This is a genomic window from Oscillatoria nigro-viridis PCC 7112 (genome assembly GCF_000317475.1).
GTDB classification, from domain to species: domain Bacteria; phylum Cyanobacteriota; class Cyanobacteriia; order Cyanobacteriales; family Microcoleaceae; genus Microcoleus; species Microcoleus nigroviridis.
This window is the reverse complement of sequence record NC_019763.1, coordinates 1-26,215: the sequence shown is the minus strand read 5'-3', so window position 1 is coordinate 26,215 and position 26,215 is coordinate 1. Positions and strand designations below refer to the sequence as shown.

The following is a 26,215-nucleotide window of genomic DNA, read 5'->3' as shown; positions in this document are numbered from 1 at the left end:
AAATGAAAGACTTATTCCCCGGCTATTATTCCCCATCTGACGAAGATTTTTTGGAGCTTTGGCAAAAGTGCATCTTTATTTTTGATACTAATGTTATTTTAGATTTTTATGAACATCGTAATGAAACACACGAAGATTTTTTTAAAGTTTTAGACGCTATAAATTTTAAAGTTTTAGACGCTATAAAAGATCGTTTGTGGATTCCTCATCAAATTGCACTTGAATATCATGAAAATAGAATTAACAGGATAAAACAAGCAGAGTCCAATTTTACTACGGCTAAGAAGTTATTAGACCAAACCACAGAAACTCTTTCCCAGAATTTCAACTCCCAATGTTTTCCTCCCGAAGTTGTCCAAGAAATGAGAGAAAATGTAAAAAAAGTTTTTGATACTTTTTGGGATAAATTAGCATCTTGCAGAGAGGAGCTAATTCAAATAAGGGGTATTTCCAGGGATTCAGCCCCCTAAACCACTTTGACTATCTGGTTCCGATCGCTCCAAATCCCTATTCCTCGCCTCTATCCGATCTAGCTGCTCTGCCACAACTGCCCAAAAGTCAATATCTTCAGGGGAAATCCCCTGAGCTAAAACCAATTTTTCTCCGCGAACTTTGATTAATTCCCCTCGGACAGAAACAGTCAGAGAAGACACCGAAACCCCTTCCGACTCTCCCACGATCAGATCGTACAAATCTCCTACCCGAACGCGGGTGTACTCATCAGTTTCTTCCACGCGATCGGGAGCATGATTGAGTAAATACTCAAAAACTCTTTGAGCTGTTGGCAGGATAGACTCAGCCAATTTTACCTGCTGAATATCCATTATGGCTGCTGGGGGTACTGAATCAGCATTCAAATTATCTGCTGACAGGTTTTCAATTATCGGCTCTAACCAGTTAGAGAATATAGCCAAATCCTCTGAGTTTTCTTTAACAGTTGCACCCAATAGCTCTGCGTCGCCATAAGATAGAGCGCTTTGCACTTCACCCTCTAAAGTGATCCGCAGCACAATGTGGCTGTCTCGATCGGAAATCACCCTGATTGCTTCACCCTCCTCTAAAAATGCTGTCCAATCTTCTATAACTTTACGTTTTCCTAGCTTTAATAGTTGACAACCATCTAATAAAGTGCTGACTAGCAAATTCTCTAGCTCTAAGCGCTCCTCTTCTAGCAGCTTTACTATCTCTTCTTTAAACTGTTCTTGTACTTGCTCTTCACTTTCAGTCTGGTATTTTAAAAGAGCCGGATTGCTTAAAGTAAGAGGTACGATTAGTTCGCTGGAATTAGAGCGATCGCTCTTTAAATCTTGCTCCTGTATTTCAGCTAAAGCCCCCGCTTCTGTCGATCGCGAATCAGCTTCATCGCCCTCTCCTTCACTGCCCAGCGTCCCAACTTGATTGTCGCCATCGAGTTGCGACAGCCCAACCAGCAAATTTTGTTTTGGTTGCCTGTCTTGGATCTTTGAGGAGGATAAGCCTTTGAGATCAAGAACTCGGCGTTCCCAATCTTTGTTTAATTCAATGAAATTGGCGGCATTAGTTTTTACCAGACTGATTTGAGCATAAGCATATTTCTCACCTGCCAAGGACAGAGCAAAATCAATAGCAGCGAGGCAGCCGTGATAGAAATCTTGAGTCTCGCCGATGCAGACACACTCTTCTATATCTGGTTCACAATCGGTTTCTCTTCCAATTTGTCTAAGTTGAGAAATGGCTCTAACAGGCAACCTAGAAATGGATAGCTTACAGTCACCTTCTACTGAACTCGAACTTAGAGGTTGTTGGGATGAGCCATCTTCCTGGATAAAAGTTGCTATTTTAGCTTCTAAAAGGCTAAGCGTTTGTACTCCACTTTCTTCGTCTATTAATTTAACTGCCTGATCCAATCCCGCCAGCAATCCCTGGTAAAAATCTTGAGTTTCTCCAGCTATTGCTCGGTCAGTTGCTATCTTCTCAAAAAAAGCCAGCCCTATTTGTTTTAGCCTCAAGATATAGTCAGGGGAAAATCTCTGTATGGTGTTTAAAAGCATAAGTGTTCTACCATCTAAAAGCGCATCGATCTTTTAGCAATCAACCTATCATGCGCTTTTGTCGCTCTTGGTACACTTTCAGTCGTAACTAACTTTAGTTCTCAAGGCAGAGAACATTGAACCAGTAATTGTTTTATCAAAAAGTATTGTCCGGAAATAAGCCATTGAACAAATGCCTTTTCCCTATTGCTATTACTAGCTGGAATTACAAGAAACAACAGCCATTCAGACGATAGTTTTTGCCTCTGGATCGCGTTTTAATAGTCCGCAAGATGAATTTTGCCGATGAGTTTTGAGGTGGAAAATTAGGAGGGAAGGCGGATTGAGTTTACAGCCTTTAGCTTTTAGCTTAAAGCAGTAACTTTTACTGTTAATAGGAGAACGGCGTTCCCATGCAGTTTTACCATCAACACAGCTCTCGACAGCCTGCACCCGTCGCCGATCCACTTCGGCACCACAGGAGGCACATACTAGCATCTGTCCTATTGCTACTGGACAGCGATCGCACTTTTGCCGACTGGTCTCTCCCCCAACTGCCCCACGTATCAGGGTTTACCTACAAAGGAAATCGCTTTTTGGTAGCAACTCACAAAGAGGCTGAGCAGATAGTTTGGGGGTGGCTCGAGGATAATTTATGGGCAGTAACCAATACTGATGAAGATATGGACTTGCTGCTCCAGCACTTGCAAATTTCCCCATCTCTAGTTGAAGCATTTAATGGACAAGCTGCTATCAATTACCTTCGGACAGTTCATCCTAGAAAATTTTGCAAGCTTCTGTCTCCTGCCATAGCCAATCCCACCCAGTTCGTGCAAGCTCTGTTTGAGAACCGCAGCAGACCGGGACTGGTTAAACGCGCCATTTGTGAGTCAGCCCAGTTCTCGCCTTTGGCTTGGACAGAAGTAGAACGGGCTGGATATCTCATTTACTGCATTGTTAATCAACCAGAGGTACTTCCTGGCTCGCTCAAACTAACAATCAACTATCCTTATCCCTACAAATCAATGAAAGAGCGAGCTTAGAAGTATTTAGCGTCACCTGCCAACATTTATACCTGACCGCATTGCCGTTGTCTTTTACAGCAACGGCATGGTCACTGTTGCCAATTGCTTTTCCGAGGGGGAAAAAATAAAAAAATTCCTAATGCGCCTTCAGAGATATCACCGTGATATGAGAGTATAACTATAGTTTTTTTACAAAACGGTCGGGGATAGTGACGGTTCATACCTAAAGTACAGACATTCCCAAACTTCAACAATAGTGCAAATATGCTTACAGTTTTAACCGCCGCCTCCTTTTGCACGCAAGAGTGGAACTATGGTGGCACGCTACCGGAGGGCAATTCATGACAAAGATAATCTCGCTGTTCAACCAAGCCGGCGGTGTGGGGAAAACCACGATCGCGCTCAATCTCGGCTACCACCTCTCTAAGCGAGGCCACAAGGTTCTTCTTATCGATATCGATCCTCAAGGTTCTCTGACGCTCTTCATGGGGGTTGACTCTCAGAATTTGGATAAAACAGTGTTTGATGCCATTGTCAATGAGGAGCCTATGTCCATCCACACAGGCATTCACGGTATGGATTTGGCTCCTACCAATATCAACCTCAGCGCGGCAGAGATTCAACTGGTTAACATGGATTTTCGGGAAGTTCGCCTCAAAGATGCGATCGCCCCAATTCAGGACAACTACGATTTCATCCTCATAGATTGCCCTCCCAGTTTAGGGTTGCTCAGCTACATCAGCCTGGTAGCCGCTACTCACGTCCTAGTCCCCGTTGAGACTCATTACAAAGCCTTTGAGGGCACCAACCTCCTGTTGCAAACAGTAGCGAGAATTAGAAAGAAAGGAAACCGCTCTTTGCAGATAGCTGGTTTTGTTCCCTCCCGCTATGCTGCTGCCAACTCTCAGGACAAGCGGACTCTCAAGGCTATGAGCGAACAGTTTACGACCTTCGGCCCCGTTTACACTCCCATCCCGCGCATAACTGCTTTTGCGGATGCTTCCGAGAAACAAGTCCCGCTTGCTGTTTACGAACCTAAAAATCCCGTTGTCAAAATATTAGACCAGCTATCCGCCAAGATGGAGAAACTTAATGTCAAGTAAGAATGACCAGCCCTATAAAGGTAAGGCAAATTTGAGCGTTTTGTTTGGAGATGATGAAGTAGCAGAACCAACGGCAGAAAAACTGCTTTCGATTGAGTCGATAAAGCTTCCATCTTCTCAACCTCGCCGATACTTCGACACCCAAGCTATGCAGGCTTTGGTTCTGTCAGTAAAAACTGATGGAATTCTCCAACCTTTATTAGTCCGTCCTTTGGGAGAGGATAAATACGAGCTAGTAGCAGGCGAAAGGCGGTATAGAGCGGCTAGAGAATTAGGATTAACAGAAGTCCCTGCGATCATTCGGGACTTGACAGAACAGCAAGCTCTGCGCGTCGCATTAGTTGAGAACCTGCAGCGGGAAGACCTCAACCCAGTCGAAGAAACGGAGGGGATATTGCAACTGCTCTCCCATCACCTTGAATACGATCTAGAAGAGGTGGTGCGACTGCTCTACCGGATGCAAAATGACGTACAGAGGATGAATGATAACGTTATCATTCATCATGAAATGCAAATAGTTGTCAAGGTTTTTAGCGAATTGGGGCGGATGTCATGGGAGTCTTTCGTCAGCAACAGACTGGGACTGCTGAAGCTGCCGACAGACATTCAAGAAGCCCTGCGCCGGGGTCAGATAGAGTACACAAAGGCGCGAGCGATCGCCAAAGTTAAAGACGAGCAGGCAAGAAAGTCGCTTCTAGAAGCGGCGATCGCTCTTAGTCTATCTTTAACTCAGATTAAAGAACGCATCGCGGATTTAAAGGCAGGTACTTCGGGAGAAGAACCGGAAGAAAATCTGAAAACCCAAATAAAAGGAGCTTTAACAAAAGCGAACAAGTCCAAAGCTTGGAGCGATCCAAAGAAGCAGAAGCGCCTCCAAAAAATCCTAACAGAGCTAGAATCTCTCTTAGCAGATTAGAAAAAGTAAGGGCGATAGCGCATCCACCTAATCGCTACAACCGGAGTCTAGACAATAATTTGAGCCATTGAAGGTGATGGTTCTGCCCATTCAAAGGCAGAAGTGAGAAGACACTTATGATCAGTTAAATATCCGGCTTCTAGCTTCTACCTTCATACTTCGGTCTTCGGATGTCTTCTGCGTTTGTTTTGTAAGACTAAGAAGCATTATTGGTGCAAGTCATTGTACAACCGGACTCCTAAAAACCTATTCAGGACTAGACGCAATTGTCACAATTAGTAAGGTGTGTCAGATATCTAAACCCTCAATAATCGTTCGATCAATTTACCTGACGCACCCTACAACTTGATTTTAGTATGCCAGTTGCGTCCCGTCCTGCGATTGTTATTTGGGTTTGTTTCTAGCTTAACGCGCAATCGCGCTGCGTACAGGCCTTGATATTATTTCTGCGCTGGCTGTTGGGAGGCAAAGTTTAAGTTTTTGTAACGGATGCCCTGTTAATCGAGAGGACATTATTTTTTGGCGAGCGGTCTGATGCAGGCGCGCGCAGGAGAACACAACTATTTCTGTAAAAAGAAAAGTCGCGCATACTAACAATAATTATAACTAAGAGTGGCAGTGAATGAAAAATTAGCTTTGCGACAGTGAATGAGAAATCAGCTTTTAGGTAGAACTCGCTCAAGCTTGGCAGTTGATAGGTTAGAGATATAGAGATGAAACCGAAAAAAGCAAACTCAAACCCTGTTTTGCTTATGTTGACAGTTATGCCGCAAACTCACACTCTTTCAAACCGCAGCCGACTTTCACCACCGTCAAAGTATCAAACCCTGTTAGACTGTTTTTTGGCAGATTTTCAAAAGTCGCTAAATGCTTTTGCCCGCGCTTGGAATAAGTACCAGCCCAACGATTCGCTCTCAAACGACAGAAAACAAGACTTAGATTGGCTGGAATCGACGCTGCAAGAATACAAGATTTCCATCCACACTTCAACTAACAGCCAAGCGTTTTGGAGAGGTTGCAAGGATGGAAAACATAGCAGGAGAACAATTTCTGACTTCCACTCGCCAATGGTCGCACAAACCTTACTCAAAGCGATCGCGAATCCAAAAGCAACTCAAATATACGAACTGGGGTTTCAAGTTGGTTGGCGGTACGTTCGCCTCAAAGACTACTTGCTGCGAATCAGAAAACAGCGAAAGTTGGAAGAATCCAAGCAGCTTCAAGATTATCAACAGTTTTTAAGTTTTATCCGCCAAAAGGCTGACTCAGAAGATATGGACTCGTTCGTAAGCTTTGGATGGAGGCGGGAGAGAAATCCAGGGAAATGAGAGATAAACGCAGTAAAATCTTGGCGGTTGATGATACGACTGACAACTTATTTATTATGCAGGCTATCCTCTCCGAAGAAGGCTACTGCGTCAGTACAAGTTCTAGCGGACTTGATGCTTTAGCTTTAGTTGAGGAGTCGCCCCCAGATTTACTCCTGTTGGATGTAATGATGCCAGAAGTAGACGGTTACGAAGTGACTTACAGAATTCGCTCAAATCCTCAACTTCCCTTTATCCCCATCCTGTTAATTGCGGCTGACAACTCAACAACCATAGCAGATGGACTCGACTTGGGGGCTGACGATTTCGTTTGCAAGCCCATCCAAGTAAATGAGTTGCTGGCTCGCGTCCGCAGCCTCCTCCGGCTCAAACATAGTATAGATGCGATGCAGGAAGTGACAAAGGCGCGAGAGGATTTTGTGGCTCGTCTTACCCACGACTTGCGGATTCCCCTAGTCGGCGCTGATAGAATGCTGACCCTACTCCAACGAGGGAAATTTGGTGAACTGCCCGTTCAAGCGGTAGAGGCGATCGCAACCATCGGCAGCAGTAACCAAAATTTGCTTTCGTTAGTTAATACTTTACTAGAGGTTCACCGATTTGAATCTGGTTGCAAAACTCTGGCGCGCGCCCCCTTTGACCTCAAAAAACTGGTCAAAGAAGTCGTTAAGGAACAGGAGGCTGTGGCTATTGATAAAGGACTTGTCCTAACTTTCGACGACTCTGACCCACAACCACTGCGGATTGAGGGCGATCGCCTCGAACTCCGCCGAGTCATCACCAACTTAGTGGGAAATGCCATTAAATTCACCGATTTTGGTTGTGTGAAAATCGTTGTCCGTTCAGATATCAAGTCGGTAAGCATTAGCGTAGAAGACACCGGCCCCGGCATCAGAGCCTCAGAACAAGCCTCGCTGTTTGAACGATTTCGCACCGGAAACCATGCTAGAGCAGGTTGCGGCTTGGGGCTGCATTTGTCCCACCGGATTGTAGAAGCCCACTCTGGCAGCATTGACGTGACATCAACGGTGGGTCAAGGCAGCACATTTACTGTACGGCTCCCTATCTCGCTCTAAAAGTCTTGTTTGGATACAAAAAAGCGCATAGGTTATAAGCTGTTCAGCATTTAAATAGGGTGTGAGGATTTAGTGAAAGGGAACAGGGAACGGAAAACGGGGAACAGACCATATGTAATTTAAATGCACGACAGCTTACCTTGGACACACTCGTGTCGCTGAAGTACAATTGTCCTTTTTTTAAACAAACCATGAATAAAATTAGCGTTGCCTTAATTGAAGACCACCACCTGACAAGGGCCGGAATCAAAGCAGCTTTAGAAGACTGCGAAGAACTCGAATTTATCGGAGAGGCAGCTAACGGCCTGCAAGGGATAACTTTACTGGAGAAAACCCGGCCTGACGTAGCGATCGTTGATATCGGACTACCGGGGTTAGTAGATGGGATTGAACTGACAAAAAGGTTCAAAGAATACATACAAACTGCCCAAACTCCAAGCGTGGAGAACCAACCGAAAGTATTGATTTTAACGATGCAGGATAATGAGGAATCCGTGCTGGCAGCTTTTGCAGCGGGAGCCGACTCTTACTGCATGAAAGATGTCAGTTTTGAAAAGTTAGTGGAAGCTGTTGTTGAGACAAATGCTGGTGAAAACTGGATCGATTCTTCAATTGCTAGAATCGTTTTGGCTCGCATGAATAACCCTTTCAAGGAAGCTGTTAACAAAGCCCCCATTTCCACTGTGTCAATCAATGGAGTTGAGCCAGAATACAGTCAGTTGTTAATGGCAAACCCTTTAACAGAACGAGAAAAAGAGGTTATAGAGTTGATTGTCGAAGGGTGCAGTAATGAGGAAATTTGCAAGCAGCTATACATTTCCCTCGGTACTGTGAAAACTCATGTGCGTAATATCCTTAATAAGCTGTCTTGCGACGATCGCACTCAAGCTGCTGTCAGAGCCCTTCGCGCGGGTTTAGTTGACTAAATCCGTTTCAAGAGCAACCGCTTGGTGGATAATACAACAGAGACGTTCCAGCAATGTAAGCTATTTAGGCGAGGGTCGCGATTAGAGGAGGTGCAGTGCCAGTTAATGCCGACAAACCACACTTGTGGAAACCCGATATTGCCCTGTCGGTAGACTTCTATAACAATTGGTTCATGCAGTTTGCTCCAAAAGCCTATCGCGACACTCGCATTGCTACAACTCAACAAGTTGAATCTGCTTCTTCTGAGACAGCCAATCTTACCAACATCACGTTCGCATTACTGCGATAGCATCCAGAGGTTTTGCCCATTTTACGCATGGCGGCAGCGCCGCCAATTGCGCGCGATCGCCCGATCAGTTTAGCAGGAGTGTCGCCAAACCTGGTCAAAAATATGGAAGAGAACAACGAATTCCGCCCCGGCCAGACATTGCAACTCTGGATGCTGAACTAACAAAAATCGGCGTTGCTGAAATGAGGTATGATCGAGGGGGCGAGTGAAAGAGCGAGAAAATAATGAACATTAAATCAGAGTATCGGCTTAATAAGTAGGGCTACCGTGTACACTGAAGTTGATTCTGAGCTAGTTTCCATCCCAAAAAGATGGATTCAAACTGTCGGAGTCCATGAACAAGGGTAGGCATTCCGGGAGGTCTCTGAGAACTATAACCAGACCAACCCCCAAGTCGAGCAATCAGCCAAGTAGCCCACGGTAAGGAGGCGGGAGGATAGGGATTTTGCAATTTTTTCGTGCGCCCTTGAAGAGATGGTTCAATCACAGACAAGCATTGCTGTTGAGAATCAGAGAAAGTCAGGGAAACTGGTAAGTCGGCACGCTCGCGCCCTTCAATCATTTGTAGGGTTCGCACGGCAACGCCTAAAGCCAAGACAGTGAGTCGTTGAATGGCAGCTACGAACCTCCTCTAAGATATGTAGTTAATCACTCAAACGAACGCGACGTAACGACATGGCATTGATTACCCCAAATGTAGCTGCTTTGATTTCAAAACGGGGCGGTGAACACACGGGAACAGTGTTAGGAATTCAAAATGCCGCCAATAGCCTCGGACAAGTTGGAGGATCAATGTTAGGGGGCGTTTTATTTGCATGGTAGGTAAGCGCCCCTTATAGCTTTGCTGGCTTTTTACTAATGGGAACTGGCTTAATGCTGGGTTGGATGCAGAAACATCAGCATTGATGATTCAGGCACAACACTACCTCACGTCTGGCATCAAGCTTGAGTTAGTGAGAAAAATTCAGGTTCAGGGTTACTGACTAAACTCCCGCTTTGGAACCTCAGAGCGGAACAAAGAAATTGCCGCGACGGTGGCTAACACCTGAACAGCGACAAAAATTCTTAGATTCTTGACTGCTTGTTTGAAGCCTTCTGGTGTGAATAGATTTATATTAGGATGCTGCAATCACCAACAAAGCAGTTAAACTGTTAGGGCGACACCGTTTTTCTGATTCCAAAGAACGCCTTGTCTGTTAGTTCTTTTCACAGCATCCTAAATATTTCCCAAAAGACGATCGCATGGCGATCGCCATAACCGTCTATCTGGAGGGGTTGCTTTGATTTCCTCTCATCCCAGGCATACCAGGCATATTTTTCATCATATCCTTGCAACAGCTACATCCGCCTTCAGTAGGCTGCTGCGGAGCCTGATTGGTTTGCGCTATTGTTTGACTAGCAGTCTGGTTGTGAGTGTCTGCAAACGAGGAATTAGCTGTCAAAGCTAACAACGTTAAGCCAGCTATAGTTCCACCGATTACTGTTTTAGCAAGTGTGAGCATACTCATCTTTATCCTCAATTGAGTGACTAATTTTCTTAGAACTAAGTCCATACTAAACTCTCCACCAGACTAGAGAGTCAAGGCCTAATTCAGAAATTTGAGTAAATATGCCTGAAGAATGATCTTGACTTTTCTAATTGACTCTCTACTTGACTGGAGAGTTTAAGATAATAGAAATAGAAATTCTGGTAAAGATAATGAAAAAACGTCTAGTTGAGATTTTTACGGGCAACTGTCCACTTTGCGACCAAACAGTTCAGTTGGTGCAAGAAATGGCTACCTCAAGTGATCAGGTAAAGGTCTACAATCTAGGACAAGGGCAGGAGGGATCGCAATACTTAGAACAACAAGCCGAAAGATATGGATTGAAGGCAGTGCCTGCGATAGCAGTAGATGGAGTAGTTGTCTTTACGGGTAAACCCAGCTATGAGCAACTTCAGGGGGCTGGGTTTGGTCAGCCTACGATCTCCCTCCCTTCAAGCGAATATCTTTATGCGGGTATGGGCATATAGAGCGTTTATAAACAATTCACTTTTTGCTAGCGCTGTAAAAAAAGTTTCTCATCCCCCTTGACATTGAAGTCAGGTTCAAGGTTTAAGCTACTCTTATAACTCTTCAAACAAGGTTAAGAGAATGACCAAACGTATAGTCGAAGTCTTCACTGCTGGGTGTCCCTTGTGTGATGAAGCCGTTAAGTTGGTGAGGGAGTTAGCTTGCTCTAACTGTGAGGTGCAGGTTTACGATCTGCGTGAGGGTTGCGCTACCAATGAGTGTCGCGAGAAAGCAAACCAGTACGGCATTAATCGTGTCCCTGCTGTTGTTGTCGATGGTAAACTTGCTGAGTGTTGCTCTCACCAACAGCCAGTGTCCCGCGAAGCGCTTATAGCTGCTGGTATTGGGCAAGGATAAATTACTGAATGGGAGGGGTAATCGCCCTCCCATTCTCAATTAAAGAGGTGGCAAAAAAGTGAAACAGGGATTGTTTATCAGCCAGTTAAGCCGTCAACTGGGTATACCCGTTCCGACAATTCGCTATTACGAACGCTTGGGACTACTCAAGCCACCTGAGCGAACACAGTCACAATATCGTATCTATTCAGAAGAAGCGTTAGAACGTCTGCGGTTTATTCAAAAAGCTAAGCACTTCGGACTTTCCCTAGATGAGATCAAAAAGCTCATTGACATCAGCGCCCAAGGTACTCCTCCCTGTGCAAGCCTTAAGGCAATGGTAAAGCAGCATTTAGATGAGTTGGAGTGCCGTATTGAGGAAATGGTTAAATTTCGCCAGGATTTGGCTAATCGGTATTCAAAGATTGAGGCTTTGGTTGAAGAAGAGTCAACCACACCGAACAATGTCATCTGTGGTAGCACAATCTGTCGGCTGATTGAGCAAGAAAACGATACCCACCGAAACATTACCAGCGAAACAGTTGTTAAAGAGCGTCTTAAGCGTTGATATGCGATCGCACTCATGGATTTTGGGCATGGCGGAGGTTTTGAGGTTTTGGTTTGGGTTTAGTTTCCCAAAAATTGAGGTGTTGGTGGCGATCGCGAACGCTGTTTTGCTTAAGATACCGCAGCGTTGTCTTTGTCAAGGATACGCTGTGAAAACTGGACTAATTCAGCAAAGCAACCGGGGTTATTTTCAAGCAACCATTCCGTGAGCATTACTGAGTGTTTAGTTTTCCTAAACTCGACCCGCGCGTTAATATTTTCATCAACGTATTGGGGATTTGATAACTCCTCTGGAGTAATCCTTTTAACTCAAATCCATCCAATCCGCTAGATTCCTTGGAGCAAGAAGTTGAGGAGCAAGGCCAAGAATTGCCGAGACAGTACCACCCAGCTACTAAAAAAACTTTGCAAAAAGTCTTTATCATCCTGGTAGTTGTTGGGGCAATTCTTGGGGAATTTTATCTATAGGGGTGATTTCGCTGATGAAAAAGGTCGGACTCACTGATGTGCCGGCGCAGGTACAGAATCCGAAGTAATCAAGTCCGAAGAATCTGTCGATGCTGAATGCACTGATTTTCTGGGATGAAGCTTGAGAAACTATAATGTTTTGTATGGATGTTTTCTAAATAATTGATGCTTAAAAATTCTACGGCTGCGCCCGATCGCATTTCACAGCGACAGATTTCAGAAAAACTTGTCTCCTCCGGCTTTCATGCTCTTTCTGACCCCCTGCGGATTCAGATTTTGGAGTTGCTGCGAGAACAGGAGTTGTGCGTTTGCGAATTGTGCGATCGACTTTCTGTCCCTCAGCCTAAACTGTCTTTCCACCTCAAAACCTTGAAGGATGCAGCTTTAGTCCGCAGCCGCCAAGAAAGTCGCTGGATTTACTACAGCCTCAATTTAGCTCAGTTTATCGCCCTCGAACAGTACCTCGCCGAATACCGCCGCTTCAGCCAGATCCTACCGGCCCGCCCTTGTTCCGACGCAGATTAACCTATCAACATTTCTTAATATGTTTATTGCCTGTTTGTCTTCCCTCATACTTGACATATCAAATTTTATTGATATGATTCCAGTGTACCCCTTAGTTATGACATTGGGTGAGGTCAATGAACCCAGCAGAAAAGCCCAAGGTTTCCGCACTAAGTATAATTGCTTTGACCATAGGTGCGATCGGGCTGCTCAGCTCCTGCGGACAAGTCCAGTCGCCAGAATCGCAAAGCATTAAAATTGACGGTTCCAGCACCGTGTATCCAATTACGGATGCGATGGCAAAAGAATATCAAAATACGAATCCCAAAAAAGCATCAATTACTGTTGAATTCTCCGGTACAGGTGGAGGATTTAAAAAGTTTTGTGCTGGCGAAACTGACATCAGCAACGCCTCGCGACCCATCAGCCCAGGGGAAATGGAAGCCTGCAACAAAGCTGGCATCCGCTACTACGAATTACCTGTCGCATTTGACGCGCTCACAGTAGTAGTCAATCCCAAAAATAACTGGATAAAAGACATTACTGTAGAGGAATTGAAAAAAATTTGGGAACCCGCCGCCCAAGGAAAAATTACCCGCTGGAATCAGATTCGACGCACTTGGCCGAATCGACCTATAACCCTCTACGGGGCAGGCAAAGATTCCGGTACATTTGACTACTTCACAGAGGCAACAGTAGGTACTGCGAAAGCCAGCCGTACCGACTATACAGCTAGTGAAGACGATACAGTTTTAGTGCAAGGGGTTATTAAAGACGAAAATGCTTTGGGTTACTTTGGATTTTCCTATTACGAAGACAACCAAAGTCAATTGAAAGCTGTAGGTATTGACAGAGGCAAAAGAGCAGTGTTGCCCTCCCGCGAAACTGTAGAAAAAGCTCAATATAACCCCCTTGCACGACCTCTATTTATCTATGTCAACTACAACTCTGCTCAAAATAAAATAGAAGTACGCAATTTTGTAGAATTCTACATGAAGAAAGCTCCGACCTTAGTTAGTTCTGTAGGTTATATTCCTTTACCAAAAGAAGGCTATCAACTAATTTATAACCACTTCTACAATGGCAAGGTGGGGACAGTTTTTGGTGGCAAAGCTCAGCTTGACTTGACTATTGGCGAGTTATTGCGACAGCAGGCCAATTTTTAGGTATCAGTGCTCATCTGTCAACTGTTGTAGGTTGTTAGCTGTTAATCTAGATTGGTAACTAAACTATAACAACCGAGGTAAATTTATCACGGATCTACTCAATGTTCAAGTCAATTTCTAAAACAGTGAGAAGCTTGTTTTCACCGGAGTGCAGCAGAGAAGCGCTCGCCGAATTTCTGGGTACATTTACTATAGTTTTTGCAGGCACGGGCGCGGTGATGGTTAACAAAATTAGCCAGGGTGCTATTACTCATTTAGGCGTCAGTTTCGTCTTTGGAGCGGTTGTAGCCGCGATGATTTATGCTACTGGTCATATTAGCAGCGCCCACCTGAATCCTGCTGTAACATTAGCTTTCTGGGCTAGCGGCTTTTTTGTAAGCAAACGTGTTTTGCCTTATATTCTAGCGCAGTGTGCGGGCGCGATAGCAGCTTCCACACTGCTGCTAATTACTTTAGGAAAAGTGGCAAATCTCGGTGCAACTGTTCCTCTGAATGGTAACTGGTTACAGTCTTTAATTCTAGAAACAGTATTGACTTTTATCCTGATGTTTGTTATTTTAGGTTCAGGATTAGATAGGCGCGCTCCGATCGGTTTTGCCGGGATAGCAATTGGGTTAACTGTAGGGTTAGAAGCTGCATTTATGGGGCCGATTACCGGAGCGAGTATGAATCCGGCGCGGTCATTTGGCCCAGCAATTGTAGGAGGAATTGGGCAGCACCAGTGGGTTTATTGGGTTGCACCAATTTTAGGAGCGCAACTAGCTGTTTTGGTTTATCGGATAATATCCGACGGATTTCGCGATATCAAGTAAGCGAGGAAAATAAATGAAAAGTGTGATGTTTATTTGCAATAAAATTTCTACCCCTGTCGGATGAGGCGACTGCAATGGACGAACAACAAGCGCAACCAATTTCAGAGAATTTGTGGTGGGTGATTCCAGGTCAACTGGCAGGGGTGCGGAAGCCAACAGCAGAGGAACTCTCTACGCTTCAATCAGTAGGTATTGGGGGGATCGTCTCTGTAATGGACGATGCTTCCAATCTGGATTTGTATGAGCAGGCAAACATTCCTCACCTTTGGTTGCCAACGAAAGGCGGTACTGCACCCAGCCAGGAACAGATTCAGCACTTGCAAACCTTTGTGGATAGCCAGAATCATTTTGGGCACGGGGTTGCAATTCACTGCACAAGTGGCAGACGACGAACCGGAACGATGCTGGCTTCCTACTTGATTCAGGCAGGTTCATCCTATGACGATGCGATACTCACTATTCTGGATGCCAATCCCAACGTTGAATTGAGAGAGGCGCAAACCGCTTTCCTGCAAGAGTTAGCAGGAAAACAAACTTATTCTCAATAGCCCCATTCTTATAACTAATTAACGCTACTCATGACTCGTTTTGACCATCCTCCTCGCATCCTGTTTTTGTATGGCTCTTTAAGAGAGCGTTCTTACAGTCGCTTGTTGGCAGAAGAATCTGCAAGAATTATTCAGGATTTCGGTGCTGAAGTTCGGTTTTTCAATCCTCTAGAATTGCCGATTTACGGTAGCGTTCCTGATACCCATCCCAAGGTTCAAGAATTGCGGGAATTGAGTTTGTCGTCGGAGGGTCAAGTGTGGTCTAGTCCAGAAATGCACGGCAATATTACGGGCATTATCAAAAATCAAATTGACTGGATTCCTTTAAGTATTGGGGCTGTCAGACCGACTCAAGGCCGAACTTTGGCGGTGATGCAAGTCAGCGGCGGTTCACAGTCTTTTAATGCTGTCAATACTTTGAGAATGTTGGGCCGCTGGATGCGGATGTTTACAATTCCGAATCAGTCTTCGGTTGCGAAGGCTTATCAGGAATTTAATGAAGATGGGACGATGAAGGATTCGCCTTATCGCGATCGCGCGATCGACGTAATGGAGGAACTGTACAAGTTTACCTTGCTGTTGCGGGAGCAAACCGACTATTTGACCGAACGCTACAGTGAACGCAAAGAACAAGCGGCCAAAGAGGCGATCGCAATAGCAAATCGCGCCCTTGAATTACCGGACGCTTAGAAACCGCCGGAACCCCGACAACAACCCATAACCAACAACTAACAACTAACAACCAACAAAAACCATGAAAAAAGTAATGTTTGTTTGCAAAAGAAACTCGTGCCGATCGCAAATGGCAGAAGGATTCGCTAAAACCATCGGAGCCGGCAAGATTGGAGTCACCAGTTCCGGCTTAGAATCAAGCAGAGTTCATCCGACAGCAATTCAAGTCATGTCAGAAATCGGCATCGACATCACCGATCAAACATCTAACCCATTAAGCGAATTCAATGCTGAAGACTACGATGCAGTAATTTCTCTCTGTGGCTGCGGCGTGAATTTACCCGAAGCGTGGGTATTGCGAGAAGTGTTTGAAGATTGGCAACTCGACGATCCCGACGGACAACCCATCGAAACTTTTCACCGCGTTCGGGATGAAATTAAAGGACGAGTTAAAACATTAGTTGACTCTCTAAAGTAAGATTAATGCTGTTGCATTGGCTTGAGCGCGATTCAAGATTAATAGTTGGGAAGACCAAGCAGATTGTTATACCAATTCTGAAAAATCTGGCAACAGGAATAGTGGTAGGTTGGGTTTCACTTTGTTATATTACTGTGAATCAAGTCAAAGTTCTTATTTTTCAGAAGCATCAGTCCACGAACATTCCTATTTGCTATTGCTTTGATTGGAGTTTGCAAAGAATTCAAGTCGAAATAAATGGAGCAAACAGGGTATAGTCATGCTGTTAAATCAATTACAGAACATATCAAAGCTAGGTTTTATGCTTGCGAAGTTAATAATCCTCAAGGTTCCTGTTGCTTGAAAAATGTTAAGCAAGCAGTTCAGAAACTAATAACGATATAATCAATGCCTTTCTTCTAATTCAGGTAAGGGAATTGTAACGCTATTAGACTATTTCTGTCTCTGAAAATTTACCCATCTACGACGCATAAAAAGTAATAATTGGGAAACTAAGACCATAATAGAGAGTTGGATAAGTGGTTCAATAGCCAAAACAAGGGTAATCAAAGGACGATTAGGAAAAACAGATGTAGCGATCGCTAATGCAAGGGGTGAATTGCGTGCAAGGGTTATACAACTAAAGCAAGCAAAGTCCTCATAACTAAAGTTGCCGAATCGTGAGATTACTTGAGCCAGTAAAAAGGTAATTCCATAGAAAATAAAGATAGCTGGCAACATTTTTAGCAGCACATCTGAACGCTGAATTAGGGTTTACCCCTACGAGGCCAATACCGCTGTAATTGCCAAACACAGAAATAGCGTTTGCCCTGCTGCTATTTTCAATGGAATTTCACGCCAAAACCTGTTTACCTTTGGTATTAGCCACTTAGCGATAAACGCTAAAAGCATAAGAACAGCTAAAACTAGCACAATGCTTTCGAGAAAAACTGCTGCATCAATCTGCACCAATTTTCTAACAAAAACTAACAGATAGACGGGTAGAAGAACCACTTACAAAATCATATTCCAAGGAAGGAAGGCCGTAGCTAAAGGAACATTTCCTGTGGCAATCCCTCTAAAAATGCTATTCGCTTAGCGATTATTATAAAGTGAAGCTGCCGTTAGCAAATTTTTGTCGAATTTAAGCAAGTATGGGTGCCGGGAGGGTAAGCTTTCCAGGTTGATTGACATTTCCATCAAAATTCATTTGCATTCCGAATTCTAAGTTGTAAGTATTCATATGCAAATGTTGAGTTTCTGCATCAGCTTTAATTAAAATATTGAACCAAATGAGAGGGCTAATATTGCAGGAAATAATGCTTTTTATAGCCTGTATAATATAATCGTCTTACCAACAGTTTTTATGGTCGAGTAAAGGGAGTAATAATGAAAGAAGAATGGGAAGAAAACCATGCTTAAAAAGATAGGATTGAAGGAGCAACTTATCCAAGATAATTGGACAAGCTATAGACCCTAAAAAATCATGTGCGGTCGAGTTTAAAAAACCTTTTTGTATCTGTTGGCTAGCTCAAAGTCCAAGGGTGGGAGAGGAGCAAGTTCATATTTTCTGTATATGCTCGCAGATGGTAATGCACGGGTTTTGATCTATTTCACCTGTTTTTCTTGCACCATTACTACCTTTCTTCGTCCGAAAATCCATACAGTGTTTACTTGAACCACTTATTCAGCAAGCCCTAGTTAGTTAAGTATATTTGTCCATCATACCATAAATGTGCAACGCGTAATGCCCAAGTTCTAGGATGTGCCGATTCCCTTAGTGGTGCAGAAAACTCCTGAGATGCTTAAGGAGCGTAGAGAATCATAGTTAATGGAGAAAAGGGGCTTGCGCCGTGGTTCGATAGTTTTAGCGAAAAACAAATCCACGTAAAATAATGGCTACACCCCCACTCTATCGTCAACTACTCGGACAACTTGGTCAATGGATTGTCCCCAAAGATTTTCGCCATCTGAAGAACTGTGCAGAGATTGTAGCAGCAATATTAGAATCGGAAAGTGCTTGCGCTTCCCACTGGATTCCTTACCTCAGCCATCGGGACTGCCAAGCCCGTAGCCATATGGAGCGACTTAGCTACTTCATGAATAATCCAGCAATTAGCGCTCAAGTGTTGTATGTGCCATTGATTAAACAATTTCTCAAAGAATGGACAGGGCAAGAACTAATTCTAGTCATAGATACCAGTATGTTTTGGGACACTTATTGCCTGATTGAAGTATGTGTGGCGTGGGGCGGTCGCTCTATCACTCTGGCTCAAACTGTGATTAAACATGGTAGTTCTACAATTAGTTTCGAGCAATATCTACCCGTGTTAGAAGCAGCTAAATCTCGACTACCAACAGACGCAAAGCCAACTTTACTGGCTGACAGAGGGTTTGAACATGGAGAGCTGATGCGGTGGCTCACAGCACAGCAGTGGAACTGGGGCATTAGAGTCAAATCTCATCTCCAAATCACCTTGGCGTCGGGCAAGACACAATCTTTAAAGGAACTATTTCCACCTAAAGACCAAGTGTATTTATTTTCAGGAGTTAAAGTGCTTGGTGATGTAGAGTGCAATTTAGGAACGGCTAACTGTCGTGGAGTGAAAGAACCTTGGGCCGTACTAACAAATACACCCTTATCACTACAAACATTCCAACTATATGGCAAAAGATTTGGCGGAATTGAACCTCGATTTAAAGATTATAAGTCGGGCACGTTTGATATCTTACGGTCGAAAATTAGGGACGCTAAAGCTTTGAGTAATTTATTAATGATGATAGAAATTGCTGAAATATTAGCAATTAGATTGGGATTAATAGTGATAAAAACAAGATCCAGAAGTAAGATAGATTGGCATGGTGAAAGAGGTTTAAGCCTTTTACAGCTTGGTATCAGAGCTATGAAAAGTTTATGTCATCAAGCTCGTTTAATTCCACTTCTCACGCCCATTCCTTGGGTGAAAATTCCTCCCGCTTGTGCTTCTATCAAAAAACTAGCGAAGTTAGAGCGGCGGATTGAATTTTCTAAAGTTATGTCATTTTCTTATTAACAAAAATAGTTTTCTGCACCACTAAGGCCGATTCCTCAATGATTCAGGGCATCATTCACCAACGCCGCATTTCTTTCTCGAAATCGCAGTGTGAAAATGCTACCCGTACCCAATTTGCTCTGCACAGTCAGGCTACCGCGATGTGCTAAGGCTATAGCTTGCGCTATCGCCAACCCCAATCCCGATCCGCCAGTAACGCGATCGCGTGAACTGTTAACTCGATAGAAACGGTCAAAAATTTGCCTTTGATCTTCTGCTGCAATCCCACACCCTGTATCTTGAACATGAATCACAACTAAATGGTCACTTTTCTCTAAAATAATATTTACTTTGCCACCAGGTGAAGTGTATTGAATGGCATTGACAATTAAATTAGAAACTAAGCGGTAAAGCTGGTTAGAATCACCGATAATAGTCAATGGCTGATGCACCCGCAATTCCGATGTTAGCGCTACCTCTCTTGCGATCGCCATTGCTGCCAATTCCTCGACTAAATCGCTAACCAGGTCATTCAAACAACACAATTGAGGGTGATAGGGTATCGGTTGATTATCCATGCGAGCCAGCAGCAGCAAATCAGCCACTAACTGAGTTAGTCGTCGGTTTTGGCGATCGATCGTCCGCAAAGTTTCCCGCGCCTCTTTTTCATCCAATTGAGACGTCAACAGCGCTGATTCTACTGTCGCCTGCGAAGCAGCTAAAGGCGTTCGTAATTCGTGGGCAGCATCCGCTGTAAACTGTTGAATTCGTCGGTAAGAAGCATAAATCGGTTTCATTGCCAATCCTGCCAATAACCAACTAGAAAACCCGACCAAAATCAATGCTGTAGGCAATCCTAATTTCAAAACCCATTTCACTGTACTGAGATAATCATTAAAGTCTTGCAGGCTCCGCCCCACTTGAAAATATCCCCAATCTTGCTGGCTTTTAGTGTGCAGTTCTACAGAAATTTGGTGATAAACGTTGCCTTTGGCGTCAGTTATTGTTTGCCAGCGTTTGGAGTCAAACACTGGTGGTAATTCGGCTGAATAAGCGCCTGCTATAGCAATCAATTTCCCGGAATAATCAAACAAACGAATATAGTAATAGCCTTGGTTGATAGCGCTTAAAATATGGCGGCTTGGCAACTGTTCTTTAATGCCGTTAACTCCAATTAGGCGGAGGTTGGGCAAAAGTTCGTTTACTATTGGCTCTAAGCGTCCGGGCTTCTGCAATTTGAGTTCTAGGCTGTCGTGTAGCGTCCCCGCTACCGATTCTAATTCGCGGTCTAGGGCTACCCAGTGAGCGTGGGCGATCGCCCTATATACGCCAAATCCCAACAAGCTTAAAATCAAACCCATTACTGCTGCATAGGAAATGGCTAATTTCCAGCGAGTCCGGTTAAATAGTTTATTTTGATTCATTTTTCATAACTTGGTAATTGGTAATTGTTAATAGGTAATTGGTCAGGACTTACGCATTTCAACGTAATTCTGTCATTCTGAGTGTACCGAAGAATCTCACACAGGCTTCACTACACTGTGTTGCGTTTGACTCATGACAGACACAATAGCTGCGTCCAGGACTGTTGGTAAATAAAAGGGGTTCTGAACAATGCCCACCCTACTTTAATTTCTCATCCGGTATCCTACGCCGTGTACAGTTTCAATTAAATTCGCGCCGCCAACCGACTCAAGTTTGCGCCGCAGCAAGCGCACTTGAGCTGCTACGACATTGCTAAAGGTATCTGCACTAACTTCCCATAGCTGATTCCGAATTTGGTCGGTGGTGACAATTTGGTTCGGATGTTTCATAAAATATTCTAACAGTTGAAATTCTTTGTTGGTCAGCGAAATTATCTGGTTTTTGCCGTTGCGTTCGAGATGACAAGCAGTGCGATTTCCGCAGTCGAGAACGAGATTTCCTACCTGTAGCTGTTGCGGTTGAATTTGGGGCGATCGCCTTTGCAAAGCCCGCAATCTTGCTAACAGTTCCGCCATCCCGAACGGCTTCACTAAATAATCATCAGCCCCCGCATCGAGTCCAGCCACTTTATCTTCCATTCGGTCTTTTGCTGTCAGCATCAAGACTGGCAATGCGCTATTTTTGGCGCGCAATCTTCGCAGCAGTTCCAACCCTGACAATCCTGGAAGCAACCAGTCAAAAATAGCCAAGTTATATTGAGTCCAATGACTTTCTAAGTATTCCCAAGCTTCACAGCCATCCTGGGCCCAGTCAACGATATATTTTTCTTGCTTCAAAGTGCGATCGATCGCTTTTCCTAAATCTGGCTCATCTTCAACTAGCAAAACTCTCATAACTCTAATTTATAGCAGTAAATCCCTTCAAAACTTGACTAGCAAACAGATAGTAGCGCCTAGAGTACCCCCAATTTTCGCCTTTGAATGACAAATAGCAGATTTTAAATTGCAATTTTCTCTAATTTATTCAAGTTACTTGCAATTTAAAATCCCAAAATGCCAGCTACATTTAGTAGGTTTGAATTAAAACTGTACCGAGTGGTATGTCTGCGTTTATTCCCACCATTTTACCAGTGAGTGCGTACCCCCAATTGCGACTGTAACCAGGAGTGTGAATGCCTCGCAGATCGATCGATATGGTGGTGTCAGGAGAAACAGGTTGGGCGAAAACCACTGTCGCTTTTCGGTTATTAACAGAAACTTGAGACTCGATTTTTTGACCCGATTGATTTGTTACCTCAATTCCGCTACGCATTTTGACATCCTCCGGCAAATCAATTGCAAGTGCTGAAAGAGATATTCCTTGAACGTGAACTTCAAAATGATGGGTAGCACCCTGAAAGCGAGCGCTATTGGGATGGGCGCCGCTGTGCACGAGGTGAGAAATATTCGCATTTCGCATTGCTCCTCCTGCAATAGTAGCGGGGGCATTAGATGCCAGCATGACGGTGAATGTAGCAGCGTAAATTAACTTTTTCATGGCGATGCTCCTCAAATAATTAACTCAATGGACTCGGCATTAATTGGTTTAAAAGCCCTGAAATAAGTCCAGGTAAGATGTCAGTCGTTTAAAGACTAAACCTCCAAAAGCATTTACCAGCGCGGGAGAGTTTGAATATTAGCCGTACCAACTTTTCTGTCTGAACTCTGACCCACTTTCTTGGCATAAACGCGGTAGATATAATTACTCGGGTAGATTGAAGCCTCAACCTCAAGCACAGAAATTGTCAGCACAGTGCCGGCAACTACAGGTTTGGAGAAAACTACGGTTGCTTTTCCACCTTTAACAGAAGTTGTTGCTTCAATTTTTTCACCGGATTGACTGCTTACTTCAATACCCTTGACTCGCACTGGTGGCAACTGAATTGACAGTTCTGAAATAGCTTCCCCTTCAACGTGAACGTCAAAATCGTGGAAGGCTCTCCAAGTTGGGTAGTCAGGATAGGAACGGCCTCCGACAATGTGAGGAGATTTGGAATCTCCCGGTATTCCTGTTGCTTCTGCTGCGGAGATAGAAGAGGCAAGAATTAAGGCAAATGCTGCACCACTGCTAATTAATTTTTTCACGATTGCACTCCTTGAAAACTAACGTTTGGCTTACTTCTTAGTTTGATAGGTATGAATGAAACCAGGATGAAAGATCGGTCGTTACACCTGATTTTTTTATAGATAGCTGCGAACCCGTGCCATACCGAGGGGGATCTCTGCATCGTCGCCAACGAATTTAGCAGCAACCTGGTACAGCCAAGCGGTAGAAACTCCAGAGATTCTTACTTTATTCATGGCAATTTTGATTGTGGTTCCGGGAGAGACAGGTTGGGAGAATGTTAGTATGACTTGATTGCTGTTGACAGAAACATTAGTGTCAATTTTCCGACCTGAATGGTCAGATATACTGATATCATCCCTGACAATTAATCCCGCAGGAACGCTAATTTTTAATTGAGAAATAGCCCTACTTCCTTGAGGAATCTTCAGCCGGAAAGTGTGCCTGACAATTCTTGCCTTAGTTTCAGGGAATTGTACTGAACTATCAATATGAGGAAAATTTTCGGCACCTGTTCTGGTGTTCGCATGGACAGCAGGAACTAAAGCTGTGGCTGACAGAGCCAATACAGCAGCGTAAATTAGTGTTCTCATGGTCTTGACTCTCTAAGGAATTAACTGCGCCAACCCAACATTCATATTTGAAGAGTTAGCTTCTTATTACCTAGATTGACAATTAATTATGAAATCAAGATGAAAAATTAGATGGGGGGGTAATTTTTTTGCCACTAAAGATGAAAAATTAGATGGGGGGGTAATTTTTTTGCCACTAAACAGGACGAGTGCCAAAATCACCAACTGGATAGAGCAAGGGGCAGCAATCAAAGCTAAAATGAAGCTAAGCGGTAAGATTGAGAAAGTTACAAGGCACGTAATCTCTTCGGAGGTATTGAGATATAGGTAAGTTGTTCCCAGAGCGATCGCCAGTAAAATAATAAACACTGAAGGCATCTTCAGATCCTCCCTTATGACAAGTAAAAGCGCATTAATTAATGACTAAGAGGGGTTTTTAATAGAACCCATCTTAGTCAGAACCGTCAATCTATTCGTCGAGTCATACTGAACGTGAGGAGCTGTTATTAACTAGATTGACAGCTAATAATGAAATCAGGATGAAATGTCAGGTTTCTGACTGCGATATTTGGGCGATCGCCTTTAAACACAATTAAAAGCGTACTGATACGCCCATAAATGGCTGAATGTCGTCAGCAGCCTGTGTTAACCCAATGTTTACACCTGCATCCAGTTGGATATTCTCTGTCAGCAGATACTTGAGACCAGTGTCAAATGTGGCAACAAACTGCGAACCTCTCTCAGTAGTCTGCTCGGTAAACAACTCGAATTGACACTCTCAGGGCTGAAGCCGCTGAGATTCTTAAGACATTGCGGTCTTAATATCCCGATTGCTCAGGTTCCCAAACTCACCACGTTTGCTCTGCGAGCGTGGTGATACCTTTTGGGCGTTTAGGTGCCGGGCACCAGGTTTCGCGGAGTCCCCGCGTACCATTTTTAAAACTCGATCTCTAATCGTTTTTGCAGCGCCAATATCGGCGTGTTCGTGATATCCACATTCCACACAGATGAACTTTTCTCCATCTCTGTTGGATTTGTCAATATGACCGCAATTCCTGCATTCTTGGCTAGAGTGTTTAGGATTAACTTTAATTACGATTTTTCCTTGCTTCACAGCTAGATACTCAATCTTTAATCCCAAATCACCCCAACCTGCGTCAGCGATAGCACGATTCAATCCCTTTTTTCTGGATTGCCCATTTTTTAGAAACCTCCCAGTTTCCTCATCACTTTTCACCTTGCATCGGCGCATCATCCCAGAAATATTCAAATCTTCTAAGGCGATTACATCAATGCTTCGAGATACAATCTTATTTGCAGTTTTCCATTGATGCGCTTGGCGTTTATCACCAATCTTTTGATGGAACCTGCTAACTCTGATAGCTGCTTTTTTGCGGTTTTTACTGCCTTTTGTTTTGCGGTTAACCCGTCTCTGTCTGATTCTCAGAGTGCGTTTAGCTTTTTTGTTGGTTGAAAATCTAGGGTTCTCAATTTGGTGCCCATCAGAAAGATGAACCAGTTTAATGATTCCCAAGTCGCAGCCGATTACTTTGGGATTACTACCGAGAGCTTTGGGGCTGTATTCGGGTACAGATTTATCCTCTATCCTGACGGAAACATACCAGCCATTCTGTCGTTTTCTAACCGTGCAAGCCTTGATAGTAAAACCACTTGGGATTGAGCGAGAGTTGTAAAACCGCATCCATCCCAGTTTGGGTAGGTAAATTTTATTACCCTTGATTTTCACTCCCATTGCGAAAGTAAAGGATGTGAAGTTGCTGCGGTTCTTGAATTTAGGAAATCCCCTACCTTCAAAAAAGTTTTTGTAGGCAATGTCTAAGCGTTTAACATTCTGTTGTAAGACTGTTGAGTCGATTTTGCTATACCAAGGTCTAGCTATTTTTAACTCAGGCAATGCTGTTATTTGAATGTCGCCAGCGCTTCGACGAGGATTTTTAGCTTTACCCTCTTTGTCAAGCTTGGAGTCTTTCCAAGGATTTCCAGTTGCGCCACTTTTGCTTACGAAGCAGGTCAATGGTGAAGCTTCGCCTTTCGCTCTGATGTCACAGTAATCGCCTTGGATAAACTGCTGATTGTACTGACAGATTCTGTCACCCAAGCACCAATTATACTGGCTTCGCAGCATATCTATCCAAATCGACATTTTTGATGATTGTGTTTGATTGGGACGTAACTTATAAGCATAGTTTGTTAGCAATCTGGTTCGCCTCCTTGTTTATATCTTAACTTCTTTATCTGTTTCTAAATATTAAGAATCAAGAAAGATTCAAGGCGGTTGAAACCGCCCGTGTCGCTTACATCTCAGGACTGAAGTCTCTGAGTTTTCCGCTTCCCGAATGTTTTTTTATAAGTTGTATTGACTTTTGTCAGGTTCAGGTTCAGTTTTAGCTTCGCCACTCTTGGGTTCCTGATTTTGGACTGAGGGGGAATTTTCAGATTGGGGCGATCGCTCCGTAACAGTCTGCGATATCTCGTTTGTGGCTGCGGGGTTGGATAAGTTTGCCGATCGACCCTGAAGCTGAAGGTCGCTAGCGTTTTGGCTGTAGGGAGGAGCCGTTAGATTGGGCTTTTCAGTAACCGCCTCTGAGGTTTCCGACAAATCAGACGGCTGGGAAACGGAAGTTACTTCAGCCTCTGTATCAGACTCTTGATTATGGGGCTGGATTTGCGCTTCTGGACTATTGTTAGCGGGTTGGTCTGCGACTGGAACTAACTCAACTAGATCCGTTGCGATCGCCGGAGCAACAATATTAATGATACTGATCTCGGTAATGAAGTGAAATTGAAAGGGAATTGATGAGAATT

The 26,215-nt window shown here is 43.9% G+C and carries 30 protein-coding genes and 1 pseudogene; 20 read left to right on the top strand and 11 right to left on the bottom strand.

Going from position 1 to position 26,215, the window contains the following annotated elements:
* Positions 1–2: 2 nt before the first annotated feature.
* The gene (locus OSC7112_RS31170; protein WP_015211631.1) at positions 3–470 is read left to right on the top strand and encodes a PIN-like domain-containing protein; all 468 of its coding nucleotides are present in this window, start codon (positions 3–5) and stop codon (positions 468–470) included.
* On the opposite strand, the gene OSC7112_RS31165 is transcribed toward OSC7112_RS31170, so the two are convergent.
* A complete protein-coding gene (locus OSC7112_RS31165) occupies positions 459–2,030 on the bottom strand; it encodes a hypothetical protein (protein WP_015211630.1) in 1,572 nt (523 codons plus the stop codon). The two genes, OSC7112_RS31170 and OSC7112_RS31165, sit on opposite strands and share 12 nt — an antisense overlap.
* Before the next feature lie 392 nt (positions 2,031–2,422).
* Between OSC7112_RS31165 and OSC7112_RS31160 the strand changes: the two genes are divergently transcribed.
* The 8 genes from OSC7112_RS31160 to OSC7112_RS42255 all read left to right on the top strand — a co-directional run bounded on the left by OSC7112_RS31160 (position 2,423) and on the right by OSC7112_RS42255 (position 8,835).
* Entirely contained in the window at positions 2,423–3,052 is a 630-nt protein-coding gene (locus tag OSC7112_RS31160) for a hypothetical protein (RefSeq protein WP_015211629.1), read from the top strand.
* A gap of 323 nt (positions 3,053–3,375) precedes the next feature.
* Entirely contained in the window at positions 3,376–4,137 is a 762-nt protein-coding gene (locus tag OSC7112_RS31155; RefSeq protein ID WP_015211628.1) for a ParA family protein, read from the top strand.
* On the top strand, positions 4,127–5,053 hold the full coding sequence (locus tag OSC7112_RS31150) for a ParB/RepB/Spo0J family partition protein (protein ID WP_015211627.1): 927 nt from the start codon (positions 4,127–4,129) through the stop codon (positions 5,051–5,053). The genes OSC7112_RS31155 and OSC7112_RS31150 overlap by 11 nt, the downstream gene beginning before the upstream one ends.
* Positions 5,054–5,805: 752 nt before the next feature.
* Positions 5,806–6,381, top strand: a complete 576-nt coding sequence (locus OSC7112_RS31145; protein ID WP_015211626.1) for a hypothetical protein — start codon at positions 5,806–5,808, stop codon at positions 6,379–6,381.
* Positions 6,378–7,457 carry a hybrid sensor histidine kinase/response regulator gene (locus OSC7112_RS31140; protein ID WP_015211625.1) on the top strand — a complete coding sequence of 360 codons (1,080 nt, stop codon included), beginning with the start codon at positions 6,378–6,380 and terminating at the stop codon, positions 7,455–7,457. The genes OSC7112_RS31145 and OSC7112_RS31140 overlap by 4 nt, the downstream gene beginning before the upstream one ends.
* A 191-nt stretch (positions 7,458–7,648) precedes the next feature.
* The gene (locus OSC7112_RS31135) at positions 7,649–8,383 is read left to right on the top strand and encodes a response regulator (RefSeq protein WP_041623806.1); all 735 of its coding nucleotides are present in this window, start codon (positions 7,649–7,651) and stop codon (positions 8,381–8,383) included.
* A gap of 95 nt (positions 8,384–8,478) precedes the next feature.
* A complete protein-coding gene (locus OSC7112_RS42260) occupies positions 8,479–8,673 on the top strand; it encodes a hypothetical protein (protein WP_317623967.1) in 195 nt (64 codons plus the stop codon).
* A gap of 12 nt (positions 8,674–8,685) precedes the next feature.
* Positions 8,686–8,835 (top strand): XamI family restriction endonuclease, encoded by a 150-nt coding sequence (locus OSC7112_RS42255; protein ID WP_317623966.1) that lies wholly within the window; start codon positions 8,686–8,688, stop codon positions 8,833–8,835.
* A gap of 100 nt (positions 8,836–8,935) precedes the next feature.
* Here the strand turns inward: OSC7112_RS42255 and OSC7112_RS38835 are convergent.
* Both OSC7112_RS38835 and OSC7112_RS31125 read right to left on the bottom strand, forming a co-directional pair.
* A pseudogene (locus tag OSC7112_RS38835) lies at positions 8,936–9,295 on the bottom strand (IS4-like element ISSysp3 family transposase); the annotation flags it as partial.
* Positions 9,296–9,935: 640 nt separating this feature from the next.
* A complete protein-coding gene (locus OSC7112_RS31125) occupies positions 9,936–10,181 on the bottom strand; it encodes a hypothetical protein (RefSeq protein WP_041623805.1) in 246 nt (81 codons plus the stop codon).
* Positions 10,182–10,372: 191 nt separating this feature from the next.
* Between OSC7112_RS31125 and OSC7112_RS31120 the strand changes: the two genes are divergently transcribed.
* From OSC7112_RS31120 to OSC7112_RS31055, 11 genes are all read left to right on the top strand, one after another.
* Positions 10,373–10,687 (top strand): thioredoxin family protein, encoded by a 315-nt coding sequence (locus OSC7112_RS31120; protein ID WP_015211622.1) that lies wholly within the window; start codon positions 10,373–10,375, stop codon positions 10,685–10,687.
* A 121-nt stretch (positions 10,688–10,808) separates the two neighbouring features.
* A complete protein-coding gene (locus OSC7112_RS31115) occupies positions 10,809–11,084 on the top strand; it encodes a thioredoxin family protein (RefSeq protein WP_015211621.1) in 276 nt (91 codons plus the stop codon).
* 58 nt (positions 11,085–11,142) lie between these two features.
* Complete coding sequence (locus OSC7112_RS31110) at positions 11,143–11,631, top strand: heavy metal-responsive transcriptional regulator (protein WP_015211620.1); 489 nt, start codon at positions 11,143–11,145, stop codon at positions 11,629–11,631.
* Positions 11,606–11,839 carry a hypothetical protein gene (locus OSC7112_RS31105; protein ID WP_150111718.1) on the top strand — a complete coding sequence of 78 codons (234 nt, stop codon included), beginning with the start codon at positions 11,606–11,608 and terminating at the stop codon, positions 11,837–11,839. Before OSC7112_RS31110 ends, OSC7112_RS31105 begins: the two co-directional genes overlap by 26 nt.
* Positions 11,840–12,263: 424 nt before the next feature.
* Positions 12,264–12,623 carry an ArsR/SmtB family transcription factor gene (locus tag OSC7112_RS31095; RefSeq protein ID WP_015211619.1) on the top strand — a complete coding sequence of 120 codons (360 nt, stop codon included), beginning with the start codon at positions 12,264–12,266 and terminating at the stop codon, positions 12,621–12,623.
* Between the two features lie 116 nt (positions 12,624–12,739).
* The gene (locus OSC7112_RS31090; RefSeq protein WP_015211618.1) at positions 12,740–13,768 is read left to right on the top strand and encodes a PstS family phosphate ABC transporter substrate-binding protein; all 1,029 of its coding nucleotides are present in this window, start codon (positions 12,740–12,742) and stop codon (positions 13,766–13,768) included.
* Between the two features lie 101 nt (positions 13,769–13,869).
* Positions 13,870–14,580 (top strand): MIP/aquaporin family protein, encoded by a 711-nt coding sequence (locus OSC7112_RS31085; RefSeq protein WP_015211617.1) that lies wholly within the window; start codon positions 13,870–13,872, stop codon positions 14,578–14,580.
* A gap of 74 nt (positions 14,581–14,654) precedes the next feature.
* The gene (locus OSC7112_RS31080) at positions 14,655–15,128 is read left to right on the top strand and encodes a phosphatase domain-containing putative toxin (RefSeq protein WP_015211616.1); all 474 of its coding nucleotides are present in this window, start codon (positions 14,655–14,657) and stop codon (positions 15,126–15,128) included.
* Positions 15,129–15,158: 30 nt separating this feature from the next.
* Positions 15,159–15,818, top strand: coding sequence for an arsenical resistance protein ArsH (arsH, locus tag OSC7112_RS31075; protein WP_015211615.1), 660 nt, complete (start codon positions 15,159–15,161; stop codon positions 15,816–15,818).
* 64 nt (positions 15,819–15,882) lie between these two features.
* Positions 15,883–16,278, top strand: coding sequence for an arsenate reductase, glutathione/glutaredoxin type (gene arsC / locus OSC7112_RS31070; protein ID WP_015211614.1), 396 nt, complete (start codon positions 15,883–15,885; stop codon positions 16,276–16,278).
* A 1,874-nt stretch (positions 16,279–18,152) separates the two neighbouring features.
* Positions 18,153–19,310 (top strand): transposase, encoded by a 1,158-nt coding sequence (locus OSC7112_RS31055; RefSeq protein ID WP_015211613.1) that lies wholly within the window; start codon positions 18,153–18,155, stop codon positions 19,308–19,310.
* A 35-nt stretch (positions 19,311–19,345) separates the two neighbouring features.
* Here OSC7112_RS31055 and rppB read toward each other — a convergent pair whose 3' ends face one another.
* From rppB to OSC7112_RS34875, 8 genes are all read right to left on the bottom strand, one after another.
* Positions 19,346–20,713 carry a two-component system sensor histidine kinase RppB gene (rppB, locus tag OSC7112_RS31050; protein WP_015211612.1) on the bottom strand — a complete coding sequence of 456 codons (1,368 nt, stop codon included), beginning with the start codon at positions 20,711–20,713 and terminating at the stop codon, positions 19,346–19,348.
* 204 nt (positions 20,714–20,917) lie between these two features.
* Complete coding sequence (gene rppA, locus OSC7112_RS31045) at positions 20,918–21,607, bottom strand: two-component system response regulator RppA (RefSeq protein ID WP_015211611.1); 690 nt, start codon at positions 21,605–21,607, stop codon at positions 20,918–20,920.
* A 172-nt stretch (positions 21,608–21,779) separates the two neighbouring features.
* A complete protein-coding gene (locus OSC7112_RS31040; protein WP_015211610.1) occupies positions 21,780–22,250 on the bottom strand; it encodes a DUF2808 domain-containing protein in 471 nt (156 codons plus the stop codon).
* 113 nt (positions 22,251–22,363) lie between these two features.
* Positions 22,364–22,837, bottom strand: coding sequence for a DUF2808 domain-containing protein (locus OSC7112_RS31035; protein ID WP_015211609.1), 474 nt, complete (start codon positions 22,835–22,837; stop codon positions 22,364–22,366).
* 96 nt (positions 22,838–22,933) lie between these two features.
* The gene (locus tag OSC7112_RS31030; RefSeq protein WP_015211608.1) at positions 22,934–23,410 is read right to left on the bottom strand and encodes a DUF2808 domain-containing protein; all 477 of its coding nucleotides are present in this window, start codon (positions 23,408–23,410) and stop codon (positions 22,934–22,936) included.
* Between the two features lie 571 nt (positions 23,411–23,981).
* The gene (locus OSC7112_RS38830) at positions 23,982–24,152 is read right to left on the bottom strand and encodes a transporter (RefSeq protein WP_223300931.1); all 171 of its coding nucleotides are present in this window, start codon (positions 24,150–24,152) and stop codon (positions 23,982–23,984) included.
* Between the two features lie 39 nt (positions 24,153–24,191).
* A complete protein-coding gene (locus tag OSC7112_RS31025; protein WP_015211606.1) occupies positions 24,192–25,607 on the bottom strand; it encodes an RNA-guided endonuclease InsQ/TnpB family protein in 1,416 nt (471 codons plus the stop codon).
* Positions 25,608–25,754: 147 nt separating this feature from the next.
* Entirely contained in the window at positions 25,755–26,009 is a 255-nt protein-coding gene (locus tag OSC7112_RS34875; RefSeq protein WP_015211605.1) for a hypothetical protein, read from the bottom strand.
* Positions 26,010–26,215 lie beyond the last annotated feature (206 nt).